The 23,616-nt window shown below is 65.3% G+C and carries 23 protein-coding genes; 14 read left to right on the top strand and 9 right to left on the bottom strand.

The genetic code is table 11. The annotated features are described in order from the left end of the window. The first annotated feature begins 78 nt into the window (after positions 1-78). Positions 79-1,077 (top strand): lysylphosphatidylglycerol synthase transmembrane domain-containing protein, encoded by a 999-nt coding sequence (locus tag N5C91_RS05340; RefSeq protein ID WP_279828312.1) that lies wholly within the window; start codon positions 79-81, stop codon positions 1,075-1,077. Positions 1,078-1,080: 3 nt separating this feature from the next. Here the strand turns inward: N5C91_RS05340 and N5C91_RS05335 are convergent, their stop codons facing one another. Beyond that, positions 1,081-1,260 (bottom strand): hypothetical protein, encoded by a 180-nt coding sequence (locus N5C91_RS05335; RefSeq protein WP_236172909.1) that lies wholly within the window; start codon positions 1,258-1,260, stop codon positions 1,081-1,083. Positions 1,261-1,348: 88 nt separating this feature from the next. Next, positions 1,349-2,200 carry a formyltetrahydrofolate deformylase gene (gene purU / locus N5C91_RS05330; protein ID WP_017519713.1) on the bottom strand — a complete coding sequence of 284 codons (852 nt, stop codon included), beginning with the start codon at positions 2,198-2,200 and terminating at the stop codon, positions 1,349-1,351. A 259-nt stretch (positions 2,201-2,459) separates the two neighbouring features. Between purU and mvaT the strand changes: the two genes are divergently transcribed. Beyond that, positions 2,460-2,834 carry a histone-like nucleoid-structuring protein MvaT gene (gene mvaT, locus N5C91_RS05325; protein ID WP_236172910.1) on the top strand — a complete coding sequence of 125 codons (375 nt, stop codon included), beginning with the start codon at positions 2,460-2,462 and terminating at the stop codon, positions 2,832-2,834. Between the two features lie 69 nt (positions 2,835-2,903). Here the strand turns inward: mvaT and sbcB are convergent, their stop codons facing one another. Beyond that, positions 2,904-4,334, bottom strand: a complete 1,431-nt coding sequence (sbcB, locus tag N5C91_RS05320; RefSeq protein WP_236199350.1) for an exodeoxyribonuclease I — start codon at positions 4,332-4,334, stop codon at positions 2,904-2,906. Between the two features lie 142 nt (positions 4,335-4,476). Here sbcB and N5C91_RS05315 point away from each other — a divergent pair, with 142 nt between their 5' ends. The 8 genes from N5C91_RS05315 to N5C91_RS05280 all read left to right on the top strand — a co-directional run bounded on the left by N5C91_RS05315 (position 4,477) and on the right by N5C91_RS05280 (position 13,205). Then, positions 4,477-5,292 (top strand): hypothetical protein, encoded by an 816-nt coding sequence (locus N5C91_RS05315; protein WP_279828310.1) that lies wholly within the window; start codon positions 4,477-4,479, stop codon positions 5,290-5,292. Between the two features lie 149 nt (positions 5,293-5,441). Further along, positions 5,442-6,209: a hypothetical protein gene (locus N5C91_RS05310; protein ID WP_236199348.1), complete on the top strand. Its 768-nt coding sequence runs from the start codon at positions 5,442-5,444 to the stop codon at positions 6,207-6,209. Positions 6,210-6,296: 87 nt separating this feature from the next. Further along, entirely contained in the window at positions 6,297-7,022 is a 726-nt protein-coding gene (locus tag N5C91_RS05305; protein WP_279828309.1) for an RDD family protein, read from the top strand. Next, positions 7,019-8,005: a stage II sporulation protein M gene (locus tag N5C91_RS05300; protein WP_236172915.1), complete on the top strand. Its 987-nt coding sequence runs from the start codon at positions 7,019-7,021 to the stop codon at positions 8,003-8,005. The genes N5C91_RS05305 and N5C91_RS05300 overlap by 4 nt, the downstream gene beginning before the upstream one ends. Then, the gene (locus N5C91_RS05295) at positions 7,992-9,587 is read left to right on the top strand and encodes a DUF4129 domain-containing protein (RefSeq protein ID WP_279828308.1); all 1,596 of its coding nucleotides are present in this window, start codon (positions 7,992-7,994) and stop codon (positions 9,585-9,587) included. Before N5C91_RS05300 ends, N5C91_RS05295 begins: the two co-directional genes overlap by 14 nt. After that, complete coding sequence (locus N5C91_RS05290) at positions 9,584-10,873, top strand: DUF4350 domain-containing protein (protein ID WP_236199345.1); 1,290 nt, start codon at positions 9,584-9,586, stop codon at positions 10,871-10,873. The genes N5C91_RS05295 and N5C91_RS05290 overlap by 4 nt, the downstream gene beginning before the upstream one ends. After that, the gene (locus N5C91_RS05285; RefSeq protein WP_236199344.1) at positions 10,870-11,880 is read left to right on the top strand and encodes a MoxR family ATPase; all 1,011 of its coding nucleotides are present in this window, start codon (positions 10,870-10,872) and stop codon (positions 11,878-11,880) included. Before N5C91_RS05290 ends, N5C91_RS05285 begins: the two co-directional genes overlap by 4 nt. Further along, positions 11,877-13,205 (top strand): DUF58 domain-containing protein, encoded by a 1,329-nt coding sequence (locus N5C91_RS05280; RefSeq protein ID WP_236172919.1) that lies wholly within the window; start codon positions 11,877-11,879, stop codon positions 13,203-13,205. Before N5C91_RS05285 ends, N5C91_RS05280 begins: the two co-directional genes overlap by 4 nt. Before the next feature lie 124 nt (positions 13,206-13,329). Here the strand turns inward: N5C91_RS05280 and N5C91_RS05275 are convergent, their stop codons facing one another. The 3 genes from N5C91_RS05275 to N5C91_RS05265 form a co-directional block, all read right to left on the bottom strand. Next, a complete protein-coding gene (locus tag N5C91_RS05275) occupies positions 13,330-13,689 on the bottom strand; it encodes a PilZ domain-containing protein (RefSeq protein WP_024762632.1) in 360 nt (119 codons plus the stop codon). A 60-nt stretch (positions 13,690-13,749) separates the two neighbouring features. Beyond that, positions 13,750-14,172, bottom strand: coding sequence for a DUF4124 domain-containing protein (locus N5C91_RS05270; RefSeq protein ID WP_236172921.1), 423 nt, complete (start codon positions 14,170-14,172; stop codon positions 13,750-13,752). A gap of 75 nt (positions 14,173-14,247) precedes the next feature. Next, positions 14,248-14,616, bottom strand: coding sequence for a hypothetical protein (locus N5C91_RS05265; protein ID WP_236199343.1), 369 nt, complete (start codon positions 14,614-14,616; stop codon positions 14,248-14,250). Between the two features lie 99 nt (positions 14,617-14,715). On the opposite strand from N5C91_RS05265, the gene N5C91_RS05260 reads away from it, so the two are divergent. The 3 genes from N5C91_RS05260 to pyk all read left to right on the top strand — a co-directional run bounded on the left by N5C91_RS05260 (position 14,716) and on the right by pyk (position 18,097). Next, a complete protein-coding gene (locus N5C91_RS05260) occupies positions 14,716-15,528 on the top strand; it encodes an outer membrane assembly lipoprotein YfiO (RefSeq protein ID WP_236172923.1) in 813 nt (270 codons plus the stop codon). Between the two features lie 102 nt (positions 15,529-15,630). Then, on the top strand, positions 15,631-16,539 hold the full coding sequence (locus tag N5C91_RS05255) for a universal stress protein (RefSeq protein WP_279828307.1): 909 nt from the start codon (positions 15,631-15,633) through the stop codon (positions 16,537-16,539). Between the two features lie 106 nt (positions 16,540-16,645). Continuing rightward, positions 16,646-18,097: a pyruvate kinase gene (pyk, locus tag N5C91_RS05250; RefSeq protein ID WP_279828306.1), complete on the top strand. Its 1,452-nt coding sequence runs from the start codon at positions 16,646-16,648 to the stop codon at positions 18,095-18,097. Between the two features lie 662 nt (positions 18,098-18,759). Here the strand turns inward: pyk and N5C91_RS05245 are convergent. The 3 genes from N5C91_RS05245 to N5C91_RS05235 all read right to left on the bottom strand — a co-directional run bounded on the left by N5C91_RS05245 (position 18,760) and on the right by N5C91_RS05235 (position 21,774). Beyond that, positions 18,760-19,533 (bottom strand): enoyl-CoA hydratase-related protein, encoded by a 774-nt coding sequence (locus tag N5C91_RS05245; protein ID WP_236172925.1) that lies wholly within the window; start codon positions 19,531-19,533, stop codon positions 18,760-18,762. Positions 19,534-19,715: 182 nt separating this feature from the next. Then, positions 19,716-20,654, bottom strand: coding sequence for an iron-sulfur-binding ferredoxin reductase (locus N5C91_RS05240; protein ID WP_279828305.1), 939 nt, complete (start codon positions 20,652-20,654; stop codon positions 19,716-19,718). Further along, complete coding sequence (locus N5C91_RS05235; RefSeq protein WP_236172927.1) at positions 20,647-21,774, bottom strand: GGDEF domain-containing protein; 1,128 nt, start codon at positions 21,772-21,774, stop codon at positions 20,647-20,649. The genes N5C91_RS05240 and N5C91_RS05235 overlap by 8 nt, the downstream gene beginning before the upstream one ends. Positions 21,775-22,036: 262 nt before the next feature. Here N5C91_RS05235 and N5C91_RS05230 point away from each other — a divergent pair, with 262 nt between their 5' ends. Beyond that, positions 22,037-23,560 carry a fumarate hydratase gene (locus N5C91_RS05230; protein WP_054908611.1) on the top strand — a complete coding sequence of 508 codons (1,524 nt, stop codon included), beginning with the start codon at positions 22,037-22,039 and terminating at the stop codon, positions 23,558-23,560. Positions 23,561-23,616: the final 56 nt, after the last annotated feature.

Here is a 23,616-nt window from a genome sequence, read left to right as displayed (position 1 = left end):
GACAGTTCGATTCCCACAGGAGGCCCTGGTTATCCGCCGCGCCTCGCTCGCTCTGCTCCACCCACCTGAGGCGCACTCTTGAGTCGCGCCTGGTGGCTGTTGCTCGGCCTCATCGGCGCCTCGCTGATCCCGCTCGCCGTTGGTGGCCGGGAAATGCTCGAGCACGTCCTGGCCTTCCCCCTCGACAAGCTGCTGATCATGTTCGGCATGATCTGCCTGTGCTGGCTGATCAACGCGCAGAAGTTGCGCGTGCTGCTCAATGGCCGCGCCGGCGAGATCGGCAAGGTGCGCTCGGTGGGCATCATCATGGCCTCGGAGTTCGCTTTCTATGCGACCCCCGGCGGCACCGGCGGCCCGCTGACGCTGATGGCGCTGCTGGCACGCCACGGCATGCGCCCGGCGCACAGCAGCGCGATATTCGCCGTGGACCAGTTGAGCGACCTGCTGTTCTTTCTTTGCGCCTTGGCGGCCGTACTGGTCTGGGCGCTGTCGCACAGCGTCAGCCCGAACCTGGAAACCTCGCTGATCACCAGCGGTGTGCTGTTGGGCGGAATCCTCTTCGGCGTAGTCCTGCTGGCCCGCTTCCAGCGCCGGGTGATCAAGGCCAACGGCCGGCTGCTCAAACGCCTGGGGATGAAACCGCGTACGCGCCTGCACTGGGCCCGCAAATGCCTGCACTTCCGCGACACGCTGGTCAGTTGCCTGCGCCAACCCAAGCGCCGGCTGCTATTGATTTTCTTCTTCACTTGCTGCCACTGGATCCTGCGCTTCTCGGTGCTCTACATCACCCTCAAGGCGCTGGGCGTGGACCTGCACTGGGCCTGGGCCTTCCTGATCCAGTTGCTGTCGCTGGCGGCGGGCCTCGCCACGCTGCTGCCGGGTGGCGCTGGTGGTACCGAGCTGACCAGCGCTGCGCTGCTCGCCCCGCTGGTGGGCAAGTCCACGGCGGCCGCGGCCATCCTGATCTGGCGCGTGGTGACCTATTACTTCTACCTGGTGATGGGCGCGCCGGTGTTCGCCCTCATGGCGGGGCGCCCGCTGCTGCGCAAGCTGATAGGCATGCGCGAACGCGCCTGAAGCTCAGTCGCTGGCGGGCTTGTCTTCTTTCTGCTCAGGCTTGAGCGAATCCCAGAGCTCGGCGGCGCCAGGAAACTCGGTGCCATCCTCTTCGCTCAGCGCTTCGGGATCGTAGCGGCTGGTACAGCCTTCGCCCAGGGTGGGCGGCGGGGTGGCCGTGCCGGGGGTCTTCGGGTCACTCATGGCAGTATCTCCGTTGGGCGCAGCGCCCGCCGCCGGGAATGGCGGCGGGAGCATGCGGAGTACCCAGTCTGGAACCAGACGCAGTGGATCAGTCGAACACCACGGTCTTGTTGTCGTGCACCAGCACGCGGTCTTCCAGGTGGTAGCGCAGACCGCGGGCCAGCACCAGCTTCTCCACGTCCTTGCCCAGGCGCACCAGGTCTTCGATGTTGTCGCGGTGGCTGATGCGCACCACGTCCTGCTCGATGATCGGGCCGGCGTCCAGCTCCTCGGTCACGTAGTGGCAGGTCGCGCCGATCAGCTTCACACCGCGCAGCGAGGCCTGGTGGTAGGGCTTGGCGCCGACGAAGGACGGCAGGAAGCTGTGGTGGATGTTGATCACCTGATGGCGATACTTCTGGCACAGGTCCGGTGGCAGGATCTGCATGTAGCGCGCCAGCACCACGTTGTCGGCCTGGTGCTCGTCGATCAGGCGCGAGACCTGCTCGAAGGCCGGCTGCTTGTTCTTCGGGTCCACCGGTACATGGAAGTACGGGATGCCGTGCCACTCCACCATGCTGCGCAGGTCATCGTGGTTGGCGATCACGCAGGGAATTTCGCAGTCCAGCTCGCCACTGTGCCAGCGGTGCAGCAGGTCGGCCAGGCAGTGCGACTCGCGGCTGGCCATCAGCACGACGCGCTTCTTCACCGAGGAGTCGGTGATCCGCCACTCCATGGAGAACTCGCGGGCAATCGGGGCGAAGGCCTGGCGGAAACCGTCGATGTCGAACGGCAGGGAATCGGCACGAATCTCGTGCCGCATGAAGAACCAGCCGTTGTCGTTGTCGGAATGGTGACTGGCCTCGGTGATCCAGCCGTTGTAAGTGGCCAGGAAATTACTCACCTTGGCGACGATGCCGACCCCGTCGGGGCAGGCGATCACCAGTCGGAAAGTGCGCATGGGTGTACTCCAGATACATCGCGAAGGCCGCCATTCTAGCGGCTTGGGGGGAAAAGTTCAGCCATTGCCGCGGGGCACCGACGACAGTCAGATGCGCACCTTGGCGAGTTCATCCGTTTAATACTGACGAGTGAACTATTTAAATACTTTGGCAATTACTCACAAAACTTTACCCGAGCATTTACTTGAACAACTTCGCTGACTATTATGTCTGCTACAAACTTTCCGCCACCGCTGGACCCAGAACAAGGTACCCAACATGTCGCTGATCAACGAGTACCGCGCCACCGAAGAAGCCATCAAGGAACTTCAGGAGCGCCTGAAATCTTTGGAGCAGGACGACAAGCTGAAGAAAGAGCTTGAGTTCGAAGAGAAACTTCGCGCGCTGATGGCCAGCTATGGCAAGTCCCTGCGTGACGTTATCGCCCTGCTCGATCCGGACGCGAAGCTGAGCAAATCGCCGCGTGCCGCAAAAGCCACCGGGAGCAAGCGCGCGCGCAAGGTCAAGCAGTACAAGAACCCGCACACTGGCGAAGTCATCGAAACCAAGGGCGGCAACCACAAGACCCTCAAGGAATGGAAAGCCAAGTGGGGCGCCGAGGCCGTTGAAGGCTGGGCCACACTGCTGGGCTGAGCCTTGCGGACATGAAAAACGCCAGCTTCGCGCTGGCGTTTTTTATTGCCTGGCGAAAAGCGCGCGGCGCTACAGGCTATAGCGCGCGCGCAACACCTGCGCATACTTATCCCACTCTTGCAGCACCAGACGACCGGCTGCCGTGGCATTGACCAGCTGCTCGCTCATTGCTGCGGCAAAGTTATCCAGAGTATTCGGCGCGCCGCACTCGGCCTGACTCAGGCGCGCACGGCAAAAGTCCAGCCATTGTTGCTGTTCCGTGGCACTCAAAGTTTCCGGGAAATTGCGCGCCCGATAACGGAAGAGCAGTTCGGGAAGTCGCACATCATCGAATGGCCATTGCTCTTTCGCCAAACGTGCGGGATCAGCCTGGCGCACCTGTTCGCACAATCTGCGATCACGGTCACCGATAAATCCGTCATACAACTGCTGCTCGGGATCTTCACTGCCGGCGAAACTTTCCTCGGCATACAAGGGCGCGAGTTTGTCCTGCCAGAGCGCTTTCTCCTCATTCAGTCTTCGCGCCGCCGCCAGGCAGGCGTCGAGGTCCAGGCCTGTACGTTGACGATCCTGCGGGCGCAAGACGGACAACGGCGCCACCACCGGGCACTTGTTGATGTGCAGCAGCTTCAGCGGCACCGGCAACTCACCCTCGGCCAACTCATCGCGACGCGTATAAAGGCGCTTGCGCAAGGTTTCCGCATCCAGTTCGAGCAAGGGCGAAACATCGGCTCCCAGGTCGCAGACGATCAAGGCGTTGCGATTGCGCGGATGCCACGCCAGCGGCAGCACCACGGACAGGTAGTGTCGCGCAGCGGAAAACATGCCGGAGATGTGCACCATCGGCTGCAGCAGGCGCACCTGATCCAGCACGCCCTGCTTGCCGCGCAGGCGATACAGGTAGTCGTAGAGTTTGGGCTGGCGGTCGCGCACCAGCCGCGCCAGGGCGATGGTGGCGCGCACGTCGGACAGCGCATCGTGCGCCTGCCCATGGTCGATGCCGTTGGCCGCAGTGAGGCGTTCGAGCTTGAGACTGACGACGCCCTCCTGCTCGGGCCAGACGATGCCTTCCGGGCGCAGGGCATAGGCGGTGCGCACCATGTCGATGAGGTCCCAGCGGCTGTTGCCGCCCTGCCACTCGCGGGCGTAGGGATCGAAGAAGTTGCGGTAGAGGCTGTAGCGCGTGACCTCGTCGTCGAAACGCAGAGTGTTGTAGCCCGCCACGCAGGTACCCGGCTGTGCCAGTTCGGCGTGCAGCCGGGTCATGAATTCGGCTTCGCCCAGGCCGTGCTCTTCCAGGCGTCCCGGGGTAATGCCGGTGATCAGGCAGGCGGCCGGGTGCGGCAGGATGTCGTCACTGGGCCGGCAATAGAGGTTCAGCGACTCACCGATCTCGTTGAGTGCTTCGTCCGTGCGAATGCCAGCCACCTGCAGTGGGCGGTCACGGCGCGGGTCGATGCCGGTGGTTTCATAGTCGTACCAGAAGATGCTGGCGTTCATTGTTTTTCCTTGCCTGCAAGCGAGTGCGTCGCAGTCTAACAGTGCTGCCGACCACACTTCCAAAACGCCTCGCTGGCACCTAGCCAGCCCCCGCCTTTATGATGGATGTCGCAAGGACCCCACACTGGAAAGGACTTTCCTCATGCAAGACATCGCTGCACAAAATCCCTACAGCGCTCCGCTGAGCAATCTCGAACCCGGCGCGGCCCAGGGCTCGGTGCCCTCCATCGCCGAGGCGCTGACGCGTGGCTACAACTTCAGCATCGGCGACCTGCTGGGCGAATCCTGGCGCCGCACCAAAGGCACCAAGGGCCTGATCATCGGCGGTTTCGTAGTCTTCTATGCGGCGATCTTCGCCCTGGTCAACGTGCTCAGCCTGTTCCTCACCGTGGTCGGCGTCGCCGGAATCGCCGGCATCGGCCTGCTCGGTGACAGCGAAGCCGCCGGCGGCATGGCGATGGGCGCGCTGGTTGCGTTCTTCATCGGCTCGATCGCCCTGAGCTTCGTCGCCACGGCCGTGTGCTACCCGCTGCTGGCCGGGGTGAACATGCTCGGCATCCGCCGCGCGGCCGACCAGCCGCTGCGCTTCAACGAAGTCTTCAGCCACTTCGGCCGCACCTTCCAGGTAGTGGTCTGCGTGCTGCTGAGCACTGTGCTGATCTGCATCGGCTATTTCCTCTTCGTGCTGCCGGGCATCTACCTGAGCATCGCCTACATGCTCGCCATTCCGCTGGTGGTCGAGCGCGGCCTGTCGCCGTGGGCCGCCCTGGAAGTCTCGCGCAAGGCCATCACCCAGCACTGGTTCAAGGTCTTCGGCCTGCTGCTGGTGTTCGGCCTGCTGTTCATGCTCAGCACTCTGACCCTGGGTATTGCGCTGATCTGGGTGATGCCGTGGCTGATCGTCGCCATCGGCGTGCTCTACCGCACCATTTTCGGCGTGCTGCCCATCGACGCCTGAGAACGGGCCTGGAGGCGGCCAGGCACCGCCGCCTCCAGGACTGGTTTTACGGAAATTTCCACGAATTATTCGAGAAGCGTCCCTATAAGCAGCATTAGCCTGCCCCCGCAAACTCCTGCGCCCCAACCCAGCGCCACTGGAGCAATCAGATGAGCACCGAGACCTCTCCCAATCCATTCGCACCACCTGCCAGTTCCCTGCAGGACCCAATTGCCAGTGGCACGGTGCCAAGCATCGAGGAAGCCCTGGCCCGCGGTTATGACTTTTCCATCGATGGCCTGATCAAGGATGCCTGGCAGCGCGTCAGCGGCAGCAAGGGCCTGATCATCGCCGGCTTCATCATCTATGGCGTCGTCGTCCAGGCCGTCAGCTTCGTTCTGGGCATGCTGTTTGGCGTGGGCTATGCGACTTCCGGTGCCGAGCCCAGCACCGGGGCTGTCGCCCTGCAGATGGTCGTGGGTATTCTCGCCGGCACCGTGGGCTATCCCTTCCTCGCCGGTATCAACATGCTTGGCATCCGCCGCGCAGCCGGCCAGCCGATCTCCTTCAACGAGATGTTCAGCCATTTCGGCCAGTTCGTTCCGCTGCTGATCACCGGCCTGCTCATGACCGTCCTGATCTATATCGGCATGTTGCTGCTGGTATTGCCTGGCATCTATCTGAGCATCGCCTACGTCCTGGCGATTCCGCTGGTGGTGGAACGCAAGCTGAGCCCCTGGCAGGCGCTGGAAGCCTCGCGCAAGGCCATCACCCAGCACTGGTTCAAGATCTTCGGCCTGTTCCTCCTGCTGGCTCTGATCATGCTGGTAAGTGCCATCCCGCTGGGCATCGGCATGGTCTGGACCCTGCCGCTGGCGATCATTTCCGTCGGCGTGCTCTACCGCAGCATTTTCGGCGTACTGCCGCCGGCCAAATGATCAAATCGGCCTGAGCCTGCCAGCGCGGTTGCCTCGTCGCACCGCGCTGGCTAGCATCTGGCCCTCAGCCATTGACAGCGGTTTCCCTTGAGCCCAGCAGACTTCCCCTCCCACGCGCCCGTCCTGGATACCCGCTACCACGTGGAAACCCCGGAAGGCATCGACCTGCTGCTGCGTCCCGCCGGTGTCGTCCCCCGCGCCCTCGCCTACCTGATCGACCTGGGTATTCGCGTGCTGCTGATGGTGGCGCTGTTCATGCTGCTGGCCTTCCTTGGCGAGTTGGGCACGGGCCTTGGGCTGATCCTCACCTTCATCATGACCTGGTGGTACATGGTGCTCTTCGAAGTGCTCAACCAGGGCCGCTCGCCCGGCAAGCAGATGATGGGCCTGCGCGTGGTGCACGATGACGGCACGCCAATCGGCTGGTCCGCCTCGCTGCTGCGCAACCTGCTGCGCTTCGCCGACATCCTGCCGTTCGGCTACACGCTGGGGCTGCTCAGTTGCCTTTCCAACTCCGGGTTCAAGCGCCTGGGCGATCTCGCCGCGGGAACCCTGGTGATCTACCGTGATCCGCCGCCGAGCCGTCCGCAGGTGCCGGAGACCACGCCCGAGCTTGCGCCCTGGCCCTTGAGCCTGGAAGAACAGCGCGCCCTGATGAGCTTCGCCGAACGCGGCACGCAGCTTTCCGCCGCACGCCGAGAGGAATTGGCCGGAATCCTCGCGCAACCACTGGGCATCGCTCCTAAACAAGCCGAGGCACGCCTGAATCGGATCGCCAGCGGTTTGCTGGGCAACGGGACGGGCCACCCATGAAGCAGGCCTTCTTCGAACAACGCCACCAGGGCAGCTGGAAACGCTTCGCCAAGCGCCTGGAGCAACTGGAAGGCGGCAAGCGCCAGGAACCCAACGAGAAGCCCGAGGAATTCGCTGCCGACTACCGGCGCATCTGCCAGCAGCTCGCCCTGGCCCAGGAACGCGGCTACAGCAGCCACCTGATCGACCAGTTGCAGCAACTCGCCATGCGCGGGCACCAGCAGTTCTACCGCCATCGCAGCCACCTGGGGGCACGCATCCTCGGCTTCCTGGTCGCCGGCTTCCCGCGCCTGGTGCGTGAGGAGTGGCGCTGCATCGCCATCGCCAGCCTGCTGTTCTATGGCAGCCTGCTGCTGATGGGCGTGCTGGTCTACCACTTCCCCGACCTGGTCTACAGCGTCATGGCACCGGAGCGGGTTGCCGAGATGGAATCGATGTACTCGCCGGACACCACGCGGCTGGGCCCGATGAGCACGCGCGACGCCGGCGACGACTGGCAGATGTTCGGCCACTACATCATGAACAACATCGGCATCGCCTTTCAGACCTTCGCCAGCGGCCTGCTCCTGTGCGTCGGCAGCCTGTTCTTCCTGCTGTTCAACGGCGTAGTGATCGGCACCGTCGCCGGCCACCTGACCCAGGTTGGCTACATCGAGACGTTCTGGTCCTTCGTCATCGGCCACGGTGCCTTCGAGCTGACCGCCATCACTTTCTCCGGTGGCGCCGGCCTCAAGCTCGGCTGGGCGCTGCTCTCGCCCGGCCGCCTGAGCCGCCTCGAGGCCCTGCGCCAGGCCGCCGCCCGCGCCGTACAGCTGATTGGCGGGGTGATCCTGATGCTGCTGATCGCCGCCTTCGTCGAAGGCTACTGGTCCTCCATGACGCAGTTCTCGGCGACCGTGAAGTACCTTGTCGGCGCTTGCCTTTGGCTGCTGGTGGGCAGCTATTTCCTGTTTGCCGGACGGAGCCGTCATGCGCCTGACTGACGCCAGCGTCGCCATCCGTCCGCGCAGCGCCTGGGAGGCGCTGGACCTGGGCATCCTGCTCGCACGCCGGCACGCCGGTGTGCTGATGGCCAGTTGGGCGATCGTCACCCTGCCGGTGTTCGTGCTGCTCTCCGTGCTGCTGTGGAACTACTCCAGCTGGGCGGTGCTGATCTTCTGGTGGTTCAAGCCCGCCTTCGAGCGACTGCCGCTGTACATCCTGTCGCGCTCGCTGTTCGGCGATACACCGACACTCAAGGAAGCGCTCCGGGCCTTCCCCGGCCTGCTCAAGACGCAACTGCTGCCCAGCCTGCTGTGGCGCCGCCTGAGCCCGACGCGCAGCTTCGACCTGCCGGTGCTGCAGCTCGAAGGCCTCAAGGGCCAGGCGCGCAGCCAGCGTCTGGTGGTGCTCGGCCAGCGCAATGCCGGCGGCGCCACCTGGCTGACCATCGTCGGCATGCATTTCGAACTGGCGCTGTGGCTGGGCTTCTCTGCACTGATGTACCTGATGCTGCCGCAACAATGGGTGGACGACTGGAAATGGCAGTCGCTGATCAGTGTTGCCCAGGGCGACTGGGCCTGGCTTGAGCACGTCAGCAACCTGATCTACGCGCTGCTGCTGATCGTCTGGGAACCGGTGTACGTCGCCTGTGGTTTCACCCTCTACCTCAACCGCCGCACCGAGCTGGAAGCCTGGGACATCGAACTGGTGTTCCGCCGCCTGCGCCAGCGTCTGATCGGCAGCGCCTATGCCTTGCTGCTGGTCGTGGCCGGGGCCTTCGCCCTATTGCCCGGCAGCGACGCGCTGGCAGCCGAGCCGGCCCCCGCGAGCAAGCCCAGCCAAAGCTGCCCACTGCCCGATCAGAACCCGGACGGCCCGCAGGGTGCACGCCTGACCCAGCAGAAGCTCAACAGCGAGGACTCACGCAGCGCAGCGGAAAAGATCCTCGCCGCGCCGCCCTTCACGAACAGCGAGAAGGTCACCCGTTGGCGCCTGCACGAAGACCAGAAAGAGCAGAAGCCGACAGACCCGGACGAGGCCAGGCGCCTGAAGAGCTTCTTCGAGGCGCTGGGCAACTGGAAGGCCTTCAAGTTCGCCGCGCAAGGCATCGAAGTGCTGCTCTGGGGCCTGCTGTTCACCGTCATCGCCCTGGTCATCTGGCGCTACCGCGAATGGCTGCGTCTGTTCGTCGGGCGCATCGGCCTGCCGCAGAAGCCGCGCCGCGAAGCGCCCAGCGTGCTGTTCGGGCTGGAACTGGCGCCGGAAACCCTGCCCAGCGATGTCGCCAGCGAAGCCGAGCGCCTGTGGGACGAACAGCCCCGCGCCGCGCTCGGCCTGCTCTATCGCGCCCTGCTCAGCCGCCTGCTGCACGACTTCCGCGTGCCGCTGCGGGAATCGACCACCGAAGGCGAAGTGCTCGAGCGTGTGAGCGACCTCAACGACCCGCCGCTGGACAACTTTGCCCGCAGCCTGACCCAGCAGTGGCAGGCGCTCGCCTATGGTCACCGCACACCGCAAGCCGAGCTCAAGCAGCAGTTGTGCGATGAGTGGCGCCACCTGTTCGGCCACGAGGTGCGGGCATGAAGCGCAGCAATCTTGCCCTGCTGGTGCTGCTCGTCCTGCTGGTGCTCGGCGGCATCGGCTATTACCTGTACCGCAACCTCGAGCCCTACACCGAGACCATCGAGCACGGTGCCGCCCCGGAGGCTCGCGCCAATCCCTATCTCGCCGCCGAGATGTACCTGCGTGGCCGCGGTATCCGCGTCAGCAGTGCCCGCGGCATGGAAGTGCTGGACCAGTTGCCGAGCAAAGGCCAGACCCTGATCCTGCTGGGCACCCGCGAAAACGTCACGCCAGCGCAGAACGCCCGCCTGCTCGACTGGGCCAATCGCGGTGGTCACCTGATCGTTACCGCGGAAAGCCTGTGGGACGAGGACGAAGGCAAGAGCGGTGATCAGCTGCTGGATCAGTTGGGCGTGCAGCAGTTCCTCAGCGCCGACCTGAAGGACAAGGACGGGGAAAAAGCCGCTGCGTCCGACGGCCAGTCGGCAGGTTCGTCCGCCGACCAGCCGCAGGGCGACACCGCCAAGCCGGAAGTGGAAGAAGAACATCCGGACCAGGCTGGCGGCGCCCACGACAACGAGGCCGCGGAAGCAGATCCCTACCCGAACCTGACCAAGCTCTACCTGGAAAACGAGAAGGCCCCCGCCTACATCGACTTCGACACCGACTACCACCTGTTCGACTCGAAGAACCTCGCCTACGCCTGGGCCAACAGCAGCGACTCCACCCACCTGCTGCAACTGCAGCAGGGCCAGGGTTTGATCACCGTGCTCACCGACAACTGGATCTGGCAGAACGGCGAGCTCGACGCCTACGACAATGCCTGGCTGCTCTGGTACCTGGCCCAGGACAGCGCGGTCACGATGGTCTACCGGGCCGACGGCACCAGCCTGATGACCCTGTTGCTGCGCTACTTCCCACAGGCCTTGCTGGCCGCCGTCCTGCTGCTGGTGCTGGTGCTCTGGCGCAACGGCCTGCGTCAGGGCCCGCTGCAGCCCAACCCGGATCGCAGCCGCCGCCAGCTGGAAGAACACCTGCGCGCCGGCGCCGACTTCATCCTCCGCCAGCGCGGCCAGCTCGCCCTGTTGCAGGGCCTGCAACGTGACGTAATGCGCCGGGCGCGGCAGCGCCAGCCCGGCTTCGACCGCCTGCCGGTCGCCGAACAATGGCAAGCTCTGGGCCGCATGACGCGCATGTCGGTCAGCGCCATCAGCCAGGCCATGCGCCCTTACCCGCAACAGCGCATGGCCGTCGCCGAATTCACCCGCCAGGTCGCGCACCTGCAAAGCCTCAGGAATGCCCTATGAGCGAACAGACGCCTGAACCCTCCAGCACCACCGCACCCAATGCCGCCGCCCAGCGCCAGCGCGCCAGCCAGTTGGCCCAGGCGTTGCGCCACGAACTGCAGAAGGCCCTGATCGGCCAGCAGAGCGTGATCGACGACGTGCTGACGGCCCTGCTCGCCGGCGGCCACGTACTCATCGAAGGTGTGCCCGGCCTGGGCAAGACCCTGCTGGTGCGCGCCCTCGCCCGCTGCTTCGACGGTGGCTTCGCGCGCATCCAGTTCACTCCCGACCTGATGCCCAGCGATGTCACCGGCCACGCCGTGTACGACCTCGCCACCGAGCAGTTCAAGCTGCGCAAGGGCCCGGTGTTCACCCACCTGCTGCTGGCCGACGAAATCAACCGCGCCCCGGCCAAGACCCAGGCCGCGCTGCTGGAGGTGATGCAGGAGCGCCAGGTCACCCTCGAAGGCCGCGCCCTGCCGGTGCCGCAGCCGTTCATGGTGCTGGCGACGCAGAACCCCATCGAGCAGGAAGGCACCTACCCGCTGCCCGAGGCCGAGCTCGACCGCTTCATGCTCAAGCTGCGCATCGACTACCCGCTCGAGGCCGAGGAGCAGACCCTGGTGCGCCAGGTCACCCGCTCGGCGCGCAGCGACATGCTAGACGTGGCGCCGATGCGCGCCCTGCTCAAGGACAAGGACGTGCTGGCGCTGCAGAAGATCGCCGCCGACCTGCCCATCGACGACCAGGTGCTCGACTATGCCGTGCGCATTGCCCGCACCACCCGCAACTGGCCGGGCCTGGCACTGGGCGCTGGGCCGCGTGCGTCCATCGCCCTGGTACGTTGCGCGCGTGCACGCGCGCTGCTGCGCAGCGGCGACTTCGTGATCCCGGATGACGTCAAGGGCAGCGCCCTGGCCGTGCTGCGCCATCGCGTGCGGCTGTCGCCGGAACTGGAGATCGAAGGTCTGTCGGTGGACCAGGTGCTGCAACAGCTGCTCGACCAGGTACCGGCGCCGCGCGTATGAAGCCATCGCGCGCGCTCCTCGCGTTGCTCGGCGTCCTGCTGGCGATCGCCATCGCCCTGGGCGCTGCCGCGGCTCTGGACTCGGGGTCGGAGCTGCTCGCCCGCCTCTGGTGGGGGGCGCTCTGCGCGCTGATCCTGCTGGCGCTGGCCGACGCCCTCTGGCTGCGCCGCACGCCGTCGCCGGAGCTGCAGCGCCAGTTGAGCGGCAACCTGCCGCTGGGCCGCTGGAGCGAAGTGCGCCTGCAGTTCCATCATCGCTACGCCCAGCCGCAACGCATCACGGTGTTCGATCACCTGCCCGCCGGCATGGCATTCGAATACCTGCCGCAGACCGTCGAACTGCACCCGGGCGAACAGACCGAACTGGGTTATCGCGTGCGCCCACTGTCCCGCGGGCATTTCGTCTTCCCGCGCTGCGAGATCGAGCTATCCAGCCCGCTGCGCCTGTGGAAGGGCCGGCGTTACCTGGAGCAGCGTGACGAAACCCGGGTCTATCCGGACTTCGCGCGCATCTACGGCGCCGAACTGATGGCCGTGGACCACTGGCTCAACCGCATCGGCGTGCGCTCCGGGCAGCGCCGAGGCCTGGGCCTGGATTTCCACCAGCTGCGTGAATTCCGCGATGGCGACACCCTGCGGCAGATCGACTGGAAGGCCACCGCGCGCAAGCGCACGCCCATCGCCCGCGAATACCAGGACGAGCGCGACCAGCAGATTCTCTTCCTGCTCGACTGCGGCCGGCGCATGCGCAGCCACGATGGCGACCTCTCGCACTTCGACCACTCGCTCAACGCCAGCCTGCTGCTGGCCTATGTCGCCCTGCGCCAGGGCGACGCGGTGGGCCTGATGACCTTCGCCGGCGACCAGCCACGCCACCTGCCACCGGCCAAGGGCAGCGCCCAGCTCACCGCCCTGCTCAACAGCGTCTACGACCTGCGCAGCAGCCAGCGTCCAGCGGACTTCCCCGCCGCCGTGCAAGCCGTACTCACGCGTCAGCGCCGCCGCGCACTGGTGGTGATAGTGACCAACCTGCGCGACGAGGATGACGAGGAACTGGTGGCCGCGGTGAAACGCCTCGGACGCCAGCACCGGGTACTCGTCGCGAGCCTGCGCGAGGAGGTGCTCGATCGCCTGCGCCAGGCGCCGGTGGAAGGTTTCGAAGACGCCCTGGCCTACTGCGGCGCGGTGGATTACCTGAATGCCCGCGCCGGGCTCCACGAGAAACTCGCCGCCCACGGCGTGCCAGTGCTCGATACGCGGCCGAGCCAGCTGGGGCCGGAACTGATAAGCCGCTACCTGGGCTGGAAAAAGGCCGGCGCACTGTAAGCCGGCACTGCCGCACGCGCGCAGCGCAGGTGGCAAGCCAGGCTCATCGGTATACGCCTTGCAGTCGCTTCAGCGGGAATCCTGTCCTGCTCTACCGGTCAGATCGGTCAGCGCGTCCTGCGCTTCAGACCGACTCCACCTGCCGGCGAAAACTGAAATAACGGCGCAGCGCGTCGACCAGTTCGACGTACTCCGTCGGCGCCGCCGCCAGGCTGAAGCCCGAGTCGTAGTTGCCCGGATTGACGTCCTCGCGGCACCACTGGCAGGTGGCGGCGAACTCGATCAGTTGCAACTTGCCGTCATGCCCGGGAATCTTCAGGCGCATTTCGAAGCGGCCACCCACCAGCATCGGCAGCTGGCTGATCAGGAGCAGCCCATCCAGCGACACGTTGCCCAGGTAACCCATCGGTTTGTCGGTGATGCTGTTGAACACCTTCAGGTAGTAGGGCAGCTGATGGCGCTCGATATGTCGTTGATGACGCATAATGGCGTTTCGCTATGAAATATCGTCCAGTATGACGATGCCGCCCCCGCAGGGCCAGTCCTAACGACAACCTTCCGCCAGTCGTGCGCCAAGCGCCTGACGAGCGGCGTCGAGCTGTGCATCGCTGTAGTAAGTCCTTTCACCACTGCCGTCCTGCGTGAAGTAACGCCCGCCATGACTGATCGACTCGAGGTCATGGCGCCACTTCGCGCACTGCTGGTCCAGCTTGGCCTGCTGCTCCGCCGCCCGGCTCTGGGCGGCGCTGCTTTCGTCTCGACGCGCGTCGTAGAAGCGGCGGGTACGTTCCTCCCGCTCGCGGGTAGCCGCGTCACGCTCGACAACCTGCGGCTTGACCTCGACACGTTGCGCCCCGGGCGGTGGTGTTTCGCTGAAGTGCACCTTTCCCTGAGCGTCGGTCCAGCGGTAGATATCCGCCGAGGCGAGCAGGGGGAAACACCAGGCGCAGAGCCACAGGGCACGCATTCGAACCTCCTCCGTGAAGTCACCCAAGAGATTAGCCAGCTATCGGCACCGCTCAAGTCGGCCCGCGACCGCCGGTCAGGGCGTGACGGGGTAGCTGCGCGAATCGGCGGGTAGCCGGCCATTCAGACGCAGCGTTTCCAGCCGCGCCTTGGCCCGGTAAGCATACTCGCTGGTGGGGTAGCGGGCGATGATGAACTGGTAGGTCTGCGCCGCATCGAGGTAGAACTTCTCACGCTCCAGGCACTGCCCGCGCAGCATGGAGATTTCCGGCTGGATCCACGGCCGGGCGCGGGCCTTGCGCTCGGTTTCCGAGAGCTCCAGTTGCACCCGCTGGCAGTCCCCGCTCTTGTAGGCGCGGTAGGCGTTGTTCAGGTGATAGTTCATCGACCAGCTGGTGCAGCCGGTAACACTCAGCGCCAATAGCGCGAGGAAAAGGGTTCGCATGGGCATATCCTCCGTTGGGAAGTGTATCGGCCCGTCTTGGCCGTACTGTAGCCCGCCACTAGACTCACGTGGACTTCGCCCTGGCGCAAAGGAGCTGCCATGCGTTTCGTCCATGCCCTACCCCTCGTCATGCTGCTGCCCTGGCTCGCCGCCTGCGCCCCCACCACGCCGCTGTTCGTCGCCCAGATCACTACCGGCGAAGTGGCCGAGTACAAGCAGCTCAAGAACAAGCGCATGACTGCCGCCGTCGAGGAGGAAGGCGATCTGCTCACCTACAGCGCCCAGGCCATCCGCGATGGCAAGAGCAGCGAAGCCGAGCAGCTCTACCTCACCGGCTACGACAACACTCGCTACGGCCCGGAGGTGCGCGCCATCGCGCTGTACCAGATCGGCCTGATCTACATGAGCCGCTACAACGACCAGCGCGATGACCGGAAGGCGATGGACTACTTCCAGCGCATCGACCGCGAATTCCCCGGCACTCAGGCCGCGCAGCATGCCGATGCCCGTGAGCTGGTCATCCAGCAGCGTGCCAAGGACCCGGTGCAGAAGACCGCCAAGCAACTGCTGGCCGACTGGCAACCGCAGTACAACCTCGACCTCAACAAGCCGACCCTCGACCCGGACATGACCCTGCTGTCGCGCCGCGCCGTGCTCAAGGACCGCGTCGACGAGGCCGCGCAGCTCTACCTGCTGGGCGCCAACGATCCGGCCATCCCGCCGGACATCCGCGAGAAGGCGCTGTACCAGTTGGGGCTGATGTACATGGCGCCGGACAACCCGCACCCGGATCGCGAAAAAGCCATCGCCTACCTGCGCCGCCAGCTCGCCGAATTCCCCAACGGCGAACTGGCCGACAAGGGTGCACGCCATCTCGACCGCGCGCTGAACCAGACCTCGCCGCGCAGCTGACGGCAGGCCCGGCGCGCGCCGCTGAGCCACGTCAAGGCACGCGGCCGGCGGCAATGTCTACGCTTGCTCTGCAATGAGCGCAGAGCACGCGAGGACTCCGCCATGAAGCTGCAGCACCTGCTTGTCATCATCGACCCGACCCGCAAGGACCAGCCCGCCCTCACCCGCGCCCGCTGGATCGCCCAGCGCTGCGGCGCGCGCCTGGAGCTGTTGGCCTGCGAGTACAACCCGGCGCTGGACAATGCCCTGCTGCTGGAACGTGGCGACCTGGACGCCGCCCAGCGCAACCTGCTGGACGAACGCCTGGCCTGGCTGCAGGCGCTGGCCGAGCCGCTGCGCGCGGGCGGCCTCGATGTGCACTGCCAGGTGCGCTGGGGCAAGGCCCTGCACCATCAGGTCGTCCTTCACTGCGAGCAGACCAGGCCCGACCTGGTCCTCAAGTCGGCACACCACCACGGTCTGCTCAAGCGCCTGTTCCTCACCAACAACGACTGGCAACTGATCCGCCATTGCCCGCAGCCGCTCTGGCTGGTGCAGCATGGCGAATGGGCCGGGAAGAATCTGTGCGCCGCCGTCGATCCCCTGCACGCCGGGGACGCCCCGGCCGCGCTGGATCACCGGCTGATCACGGTCGCCCGCGAACTGGAACAGCGCCTGCAGCTCGACGCCCATTACCTGCACGCCTATATGGCGCTGCCGCACACCCTGGCGTTCAACGCCGAACTGCTGGCCGACTACGACAACTACGTGTTGCGCACCGAGGCGCATCACCGTGAAGCCTTCGACGCCCTGCTGGCGAGTTATCCACAGATCGACCGCACGCGTACTCATCTGGGCCAGGGGTTTGCCGAGGAAGTCATCCCCACCTATGTGAAGGAGCACGGCATCGACCTGCTGCTGATGGGCGCCGTTGCCCGGGGGCAGCTGGACAACGCGCTGATCGGCCAGACCGCCGAGCGGGTCTTCGAGGAGGTCGAATGCGATCTGCTGGTGATCAGACCCGGCGTCTGAGAGAGCCACCTGAAAGAGTCATCTGAAAGAGAGTAAGATGGCGCCCTGGCTGCCTCGGACCCGCTCTCGGGGCAACCTGACCGCTGCTTTCCCCTAGGAGTCCCGCATGTCCCTTCGCCGCACCAAGATCGTCGCCACCCTCGGCCCAGCCAGCAACTCTCCCGAAGTCCTGGAGCAGCTGATCCTCGCCGGGATCGACGTCGCCCGCCTGAACTTCTCCCACGGTACTCCCGACGAACACCGCGCCCGCGCCCAACTGGTGCGCGACATTGCCGCCAAGCACGGTCGCTTCGTGGCACTGCTGGGCGACCTGCAGGGGCCGAAGATCCGCATCGCCAAGTTCGCCAACAAGCGCATCGAACTGGCCGTCGGCGACACCTTCCGCTTTTCCACCAGCCACCCGCGCACCGAAGGCAACCAGCAAGTGGTCGGCATCGACTATCCGGACCTGGTGAAGGACTGCGGCATCGGCGACGAGTTGCTGCTGGACGACGGCCGCGTGGTCATGGTGGTGAAGGAAGTGAAGGCAGACGAACTGGTCTGCGAAGTGCTGATCGGCGGCCCGCTGTCCGACCACAAGGGCATCAACCGCCGTGGCGGCGGCCTCACCGCGCCGGCCCTGACCGAGAAGGACAAGGCCGACATCAAGCTGGCCGCAAGCATGGACCTGGACTACGTCGCCGTGTCCTTCCCGCGTGACGCCAAGGATATGGAATACGCCCGCAGCCTGCTCACCGAAGCCGGCGGCAGCGCCTGGCTGGTGGCCAAGATCGAGCGCGCCGAAGCGGTTGCCGACGACGAAGCCCTGGACGGCCTGATCCGCGCCAGCGACGCGGTGATGGTGGCCCGTGGCGACCTCGGCGTGGAAATCGGCGACGCCGAGCTGGTAGGCATCCAGAAGAAGATCATTCTGCACGCACGCCGCTACAACAAGGCCGTGATCACCGCGACCCAGATGATGGAGTCGATGATCCACAACCCGATGCCGACCCGCGCGGAAGTCTCCGACGTGGCCAACGCCGTGCTCGACTACACCGACGCCGTGATGCTCTCCGCCGAGTCCGCCGCCGGCGAATACCCGGTGGAAGCGGTCAAGGCCATGGCGCGCATCTGCGCCGGCGCCGAGAAGCACCCGACCACCAAGAAGTCCAGCCACCGTATCGGCCAGACCTTCGAGCGCTGCGACGAGAGCATCGCCCTGGCCACCATGTACACCGCCAACCACTTCCCGGGCATCAAGGCGATCATCTGCCTGACCGAAAGCGGTTACACCCCGCTGATCATGTCGCGCATCCGTTCCTCGGTGCCGATCTTCGCCTACTCCCCGCACCGCGAGACCCAGGCCCGCGTGGCGCTGTTCCGTGGCGTGGAGACCATTCCGTTCGACCCGGCGGCCCTGCCGCCGGAGCGTGTCAGCCAGGAAGCCGTCGACGCGCTGCTGCAGCGAGGCGTGGTGACCAAGGGTGACTGGGTGATCCTGACCAAGGGCGACAGCTACACCACCCAGGGCGGCACCAACACCATGAAGGTGCTGCACGTGGGCGACCTGCTGGCCTGACCCCGCGTTCGGAACAAAAAAGGCCGCCCCTCGGGGCGGCCTTTTCATTTGCGTTGCCGGGACCTTGTTGGAGCGAGCTTGCTCGCGAACCAAGAAGGCGGCGGGAGCTGGTTCGCGAGCAAGCACTGGGCGTGCCCCTCGGTCCTACAAAGAGCAGGAGCCCGCGCTGCTCAATTCCTGCTCAATCTACGCCAAGCCCTGTGGCGCCTGGCTTGCAGCGGTTGCATCAGAGCTTATCCACAGCGCCTTCCACACCTTATGTGGGCAACCTGCCGGGCATCGCTCAAATACCGCTCAATCCCCTGCAAGCCACAGCTGGCGCGGGCTGGCCGGGTTGCCCCAGAGCTTATCCACAGCACGCTCCACAGATTATGTGGGCAAACTTTTCCGGCGATGCAGACCTGTCGCGGACAAAGCCCACCCCACGCAAGGCGTGAGGTTTGTGCAGGAGCGGACTCTGTCCGCGATGACTTATCGCCGCCCTGTTGTTGGCCTTGGCGTGTGGATCAGCCACTCGCGGACAAAGTCCGCTCCTACGCCAGCGATGAGCCGCTTGGTGTTCCCTGTAAGAGCGAGCTTGCTCGCGAACATCCTGCCCAGGGGCACCGATGCCAATCCGTAGGGCGTACAACCGTTCGCGGTTGTACGCCGACCGGTAGCGCTTACAGGAACTTCGAGAAGTCCGGCTGGCGGCGCTGGGTGAACGCACTCAGTGCTTCATGGGCTTCCGGCGAATGCAGGCGCTGGACGAAATGCTGGCCCTCTTCCGCCACGACACGGCGCAGCTCTTCGATGAAGGGCGCTTTCAGCAGGCGCTTGCTCAGCGCCACAGCGGCCGGCGGCAGCTGCTGGAAGGCCTGGCAGACCTCGCGGGCGCGCTGCAGCGCCGCCGCGCCATCTTCCAGCGCTTCGTTGGCGATGCCGTAGGCCACGGCCTGCTCACCGGTAAAACCTTCGCCGCGCAGCAACAGGCTGGAAGCCTTCACCGGGCCGACCAGGCGTGGCACCAGGAAACTGGAGCCGAATTCCGGGCACAGGCCCAGGTTGACGAAGGGCATCTTCAGTTTGGCGCCCCTGGCGATGAACACCTGGTCGCAATGCAGCAGCAGCGTGGTGCCAATACCCACGGCCGGGCCGGCGACGGCAGCGACCACCGGCTTGGTGAACTCCATCAGCGCGCGCATGAAGCGGAATACCGCGCTGTCCGGGCCGCTCGGCGGCTCCTGGAGGAAATCGACGATATCGTTGCCGCTGGTGAAACACTCGGCGTTGCCGGTAATCAGCACCACGCGCACCGAACGATCCTCCTGCGCCGCTTCCAGGGCGTCGGCCAGCCCCGCGTACATGGTGCGGGTCAGCGCGTTCATCTTGTCCGGACGGTTCAGGCGCAGGGTCAGCAGGCCCTCTTCGCGCTCGACGAGAATCTGTTCACTCATGGCAATTCCTTGTTCTTATTGAAGTGAGAGGACCGGTTCAGAGCCTTTTCAACACCTCGCGAGCTAGAGCAGAACAAGGCGGGAGCAGGCTGAAAAAGCGGAGTTTACATCGTGTAAATGAGCATTTTTCAGCCTGATTCCAACGCAGTTATGCCGACGCGCAGCAGCTGTTGAACTGGCTCTCAGGCGTGGGGCAGGTACAAGTCGGCCAGCGTCTGGCCGCGAGGCACACCGCAGAGGTAGAGGCGTCGAGCGAAGGCATCGACGCTGGCGGGATGGCCGCAGAGTAAGGCGAGGGTTCGCCGCGAAACAAGCCGGAGTTGCGCCAAAACCTCGGCCGACTCGGCCGTGGTCATCAGCGTCACGTCCAGCTCCGGATGGCTGGCGGCCAGGGTTTGCAGGGGCTCGGCCAGATAATGCCCTGCGCGATCATGGGCCTGGTGAATGACGCGGATCGGCCCGCTGTGATGCTGCCGCAGCGCCTCGCGCAACACGCCCCAGAGCGGCGCCAGGCCGGTGCCGGAGGCCATCAGCAGCAAGGGTCGTTCGTGCCACTCCGGATCGTAGTGCAGTGCGCCGCCCCGCAGCTCGCCCAGGCGGAGGGTGTCGCCGACCTTCAGGCCACGGGCGAAATCGGCAAAGGCGCCGCGCTCGCGGCAGTCGATGTGGAACTCCAGCCAGGCATCGAGCCCCGGCACACTGGCCAGGGAATATGGCCGTGCGACGCCAGCAGCGCTCCAGAGAATCAGGTGCTGCCCGGCGCGGTAACGCAATGGCCGCTGGGGTGCCAGGCGCAGGCGCAGCACGTCCGGCGCTGGCCAGTCCAGTTCAGTCACCGTGGCGGGCAGGCCGTCGCGTTGCGGATCGAACGCCTCCACCGTCAGGTCTTCGATAACCCGGCACTGGCAGGACAGGCACCAGCCCTCGTCGCGTCGTGCGCTATCCAGCGCCTCGGGCAAGGCATCCAGCACCGCGCCGCGGGTACAGCGCACCAGGCAGGCATGGCAGCTGCCGGCCCGGCAACTGTATGGCACGGCGATACCGGCGCCGCGCAGGGCATCGAGCAGGTTGACTCCGGGGGCTACCGAAAAGCATTGCGATCCGGCCTGTATCTCAGGCACGCGTCCACTCCCATGCGGCATCGCAGCGGTTGCGTCCGCTGCGTTTCGCACGGTAGAGCGCCTGGTCGGCCCGTTGCAAGGCCTCGTCGAGATCATCGTTGGCGTCGAGCAGGGTCATCCCCGCCGACAGGCTCAGGGTTTCGATATTCACCCCCACCGGCTCCGCCGCCGAATAGGCCAGCCGCAGGCGTTCGCAGCAACTGGTCAGGCGGTCGGCATCGGCGTTGGGCAACAGCAGGACGAATTCCTCGCCACCATAGCGCGCCAGCACATCGCCCTCGCGCAGGCAGGCCCGCGCCACAGCGGCGAAGGTCTGCAGCACGCGGTCGCCGGCGGCATGCCCGTGGACATCGTTGATCCGCTTGAAGTGATCCAGGTCGATCAGCGCCAGGCCATGACGCTGGCCGGGGCGCATTTCCTCCAGCGCACGGCCGGCCAGGCGGAGGAAGTGGCGGCGGTTGAACAGCCCGGTGAGTTCATCGGTGGCCACCAGGTCTTCGAGCTGGCGCATCATGCCGCGCAACGTGTCCTGGTGAGCCTGCAGAGCGTAGCGGCGCTGGCGCATGCGCTGGCGCAAGGACTGCACATAGCTGGCAAACAGGCTCAGCCAGGTGAGCACGATGAACAGCACCAACAGTTGCAGCACGGCCTGCGCCGGCAGTTGCAGGCGTTGCTGGAAGGCTTCGTGGAGGTTGAGCCCGGCGAAGGCAATGAAGGCCAGCGCAGCGCAGCGAGCGAACACCCTGGGCTGCAACTGGAACACGCCGAACAGCAGGATCAGCACGTAGAGCACCATCAGCGTGCCACGCGCGGTGTCGACATTGGCCAGGAACAGGGTGTTCCAGACCACTGCCACCAGCACCTGCGGCTCGGTCATGCTCGGATCGGTGAAACGCTGGTTGCGCCCGGTGATGAACAGCCAGGCAAACACCAGTTGGCTACCCGCAACCAGCAGGGTGCAGGTCAGGGCGAAGCTGACGGGCGCGCGGTAGAACTCGCCGAACACGGCCAACCACAACAAAAGAAGCGCCAGCGCATAGGTCCCGAGGGCCATGCCGAATCGCCTGATGAGTAGTTTTTGTAAGGCGTGCTGCTTCAGAGGTGGTTTCAGCGTGCTCATGGGGCTCCGTCCCGTAATGGCACCTGGCCTTCACTCTACTATCAAAGCGCCCCAGTGCCTAGCCGATCGGAATGTGGGCGACCGAAGGGCTGCTTGATAAGGAGCGGGGGTAATCTGGGACCAAGGTCGGATCGCTGGCGGGTGCGCGGCAAGGGGCCGCAGCGGTATACTACGGCGCCTTTTTTCGCCGCAGCCGTGTCGGCGAATTCCCGTTGTGACAGGCCCCAAGCCTGTACTACCCGCCTGAAGAGGACCGTGCTCCATGGCCGTGATCAAGCAAGACGACCTGATCCAGAGCGTCGCCGATGCCCTGCAGTTCATCTCCTACTACCACCCGGTTGATTTCATCCAGGCCATGCATGAGGCCTACCTGCGCGAAGAATCGCCGGCCGCCCGGGACTCGATGGCGCAGATCCTGATCAACTCGCGCATGTGCGCCACTGGTCACCGCCCGATCTGCCAGGACACCGGTATCGTCACCGTGTTCGTCCGCGTCGGCATGGATGTGAGCTGGGCCGGCGCCACCATGAGCGTCGACGACATGATCAACGAAGGCGTGCGTCGCGCCTACAACCTGCCGGAGAACGTCCTGCGCGCCTCCATCCTGGCCGACCCGGCCGGTGCGCGTAAGAACACCAAGGACAACACCCCGGCGGTGATCCACTACTCCATCGTCCCGGGCAACACCGTGGAAGTGGACGTCGCGGCCAAGGGCGGCGGCTCCGAGAACAAGTCGAAGATGGCCATGCTCAACCCGTCCGACTCCATCGTCGACTGGGTGCTGAAGACCGTTCCGACCATGGGTGCCGGCTGGTGCCCGCCGGGCATGCTCGGCATCGGCATCGGCGGTACCGCCGAGAAGGCCGCGGTGATGGCGAAGGAAGTCCTGATGGACGAGATCGACATCCATGAACTGAAAGCCCGTGGCCCGCAGAACAAGATCGAGGAAATGCGCCTCGAGCTGTTCGAGAAGGTCAACCAGTTGGGCATCGGCGCCCAGGGCCTGGGCGGCCTGACCACCGTGCTCGACGTGAAGATCATGGACTACCCGACCCACGCCGCCTCGCTGCCGGTGTGCATGATCCCCAACTGCGCCGCCACCCGCCACGCGCACTTCGTGCTCGACGGCTCCGGCCCGGCCGAACTGGAAGCGCCTTCGCTGGACGCCTACCCGGAAATCGTCTGGGAAGCCGGCCCGTCCGCGCGCCGCGTCAACCTCGACAGCATCACCCCGGAAGAAGTGCAGAGCTGGAAGCCGGGCGAGACCATCCTGCTCAACGGCAAGATGCTTACCGGCCGCGACGCCGCGCACAAGCGCATGGTCGACATGCTGAACAAGGGCGAAGAGCTGCCGGTGGACCTGAAAGGCCGCTTCATCTACTACGTCGGCCCGGTCGATCCGGTCGGTGACGAAGTGGTTGGCCCGGCTGGCCCGACCACCGCGACGCGGATGGACAAGTTCACCCGCCAGATCCTCGAGCAGACTGGTCTGCTGGGCATGATCGGCAAGTCCGAGCGCGGCCCCATCGCCATCGAGGCGATCAAGGACAACAAGGCCGTCTACCTGATGGCCGTAGGCGGCGCCGCCTACCTGGTCGCCCAGGCGATCAAGAAGTCCAAGGTCCTGGCCTTCGCCGAACTGGGCATGGAAGCGATCTACGAGTTCGAAGTGAAGGACATGCCGGTGACCGTAGCGGTCGACACCAATGGCGAGTCGGTGCACATCACCGGCCCGGCCATCTGGCAGAAAAAGATCGCCGAGAACCTGGCGGTGGAAGTGCAGTAATCACTGCATGACCGCCCCATGAAAAAGCCCGGCCATGTGCCGGGCTTTTTCATGGG

Source organism: Pseudomonas sp. GD03903, assembly GCF_029840045.1.
GTDB classification, from domain to species: domain Bacteria; phylum Pseudomonadota; class Gammaproteobacteria; order Pseudomonadales; family Pseudomonadaceae; genus Pseudomonas; species Pseudomonas pseudonitroreducens.
The sequence above is the reverse complement of the archived record's forward strand: the minus strand, read 5'-3'. Positions and strand labels throughout refer to the sequence as shown.

Coding starts and splice junctions, on each gene's coding strand:
- N5C91_RS05255 (WP_279828307.1), top strand. CDS start 15,631: ATGAAGCTGCAGCACCTGCTTGTCATCATCGACCCGACCCGCAAGGAC.
- N5C91_RS05235 (WP_236172927.1), bottom strand. CDS start 21,774: ATGAGCACGCTGAAACCACCTCTGAAGCAGCACGCCTTACAAAAACTA.
- N5C91_RS05285 (WP_236199344.1), top strand. CDS start 10,870: ATGAGCGAACAGACGCCTGAACCCTCCAGCACCACCGCACCCAATGCC.
- N5C91_RS05300 (WP_236172915.1), top strand. CDS start 7,019: ATGAAGCAGGCCTTCTTCGAACAACGCCACCAGGGCAGCTGGAAACGC.
- N5C91_RS05260 (WP_236172923.1), top strand. CDS start 14,716: ATGCGTTTCGTCCATGCCCTACCCCTCGTCATGCTGCTGCCCTGGCTC.
- N5C91_RS05290 (WP_236199345.1), top strand. CDS start 9,584: ATGAAGCGCAGCAATCTTGCCCTGCTGGTGCTGCTCGTCCTGCTGGTG.
- pyk (WP_279828306.1), top strand. CDS start 16,646: ATGTCCCTTCGCCGCACCAAGATCGTCGCCACCCTCGGCCCAGCCAGC.
- N5C91_RS05295 (WP_279828308.1), top strand. CDS start 7,992: ATGCGCCTGACTGACGCCAGCGTCGCCATCCGTCCGCGCAGCGCCTGG.
- N5C91_RS05265 (WP_236199343.1), bottom strand. CDS start 14,616: ATGCGAACCCTTTTCCTCGCGCTATTGGCGCTGAGTGTTACCGGCTGC.
- mvaT (WP_236172910.1), top strand. CDS start 2,460: ATGTCGCTGATCAACGAGTACCGCGCCACCGAAGAAGCCATCAAGGAA.
- N5C91_RS05230 (WP_054908611.1), top strand. CDS start 22,037: ATGGCCGTGATCAAGCAAGACGACCTGATCCAGAGCGTCGCCGATGCC.
- N5C91_RS05245 (WP_236172925.1), bottom strand. CDS start 19,533: ATGAGTGAACAGATTCTCGTCGAGCGCGAAGAGGGCCTGCTGACCCTG.
- N5C91_RS05335 (WP_236172909.1), bottom strand. CDS start 1,260: ATGAGTGACCCGAAGACCCCCGGCACGGCCACCCCGCCGCCCACCCTG.
- N5C91_RS05310 (WP_236199348.1), top strand. CDS start 5,442: ATGAGCACCGAGACCTCTCCCAATCCATTCGCACCACCTGCCAGTTCC.
- N5C91_RS05275 (WP_024762632.1), bottom strand. CDS start 13,689: ATGCGTCATCAACGACATATCGAGCGCCATCAGCTGCCCTACTACCTG.
- purU (WP_017519713.1), bottom strand. CDS start 2,200: ATGCGCACTTTCCGACTGGTGATCGCCTGCCCCGACGGGGTCGGCATC.
- sbcB (WP_236199350.1), bottom strand. CDS start 4,334: ATGAACGCCAGCATCTTCTGGTACGACTATGAAACCACCGGCATCGAC.
- N5C91_RS05280 (WP_236172919.1), top strand. CDS start 11,877: ATGAAGCCATCGCGCGCGCTCCTCGCGTTGCTCGGCGTCCTGCTGGCG.
- N5C91_RS05315 (WP_279828310.1), top strand. CDS start 4,477: ATGCAAGACATCGCTGCACAAAATCCCTACAGCGCTCCGCTGAGCAAT.
- N5C91_RS05270 (WP_236172921.1), bottom strand. CDS start 14,172: ATGCGTGCCCTGTGGCTCTGCGCCTGGTGTTTCCCCCTGCTCGCCTCG.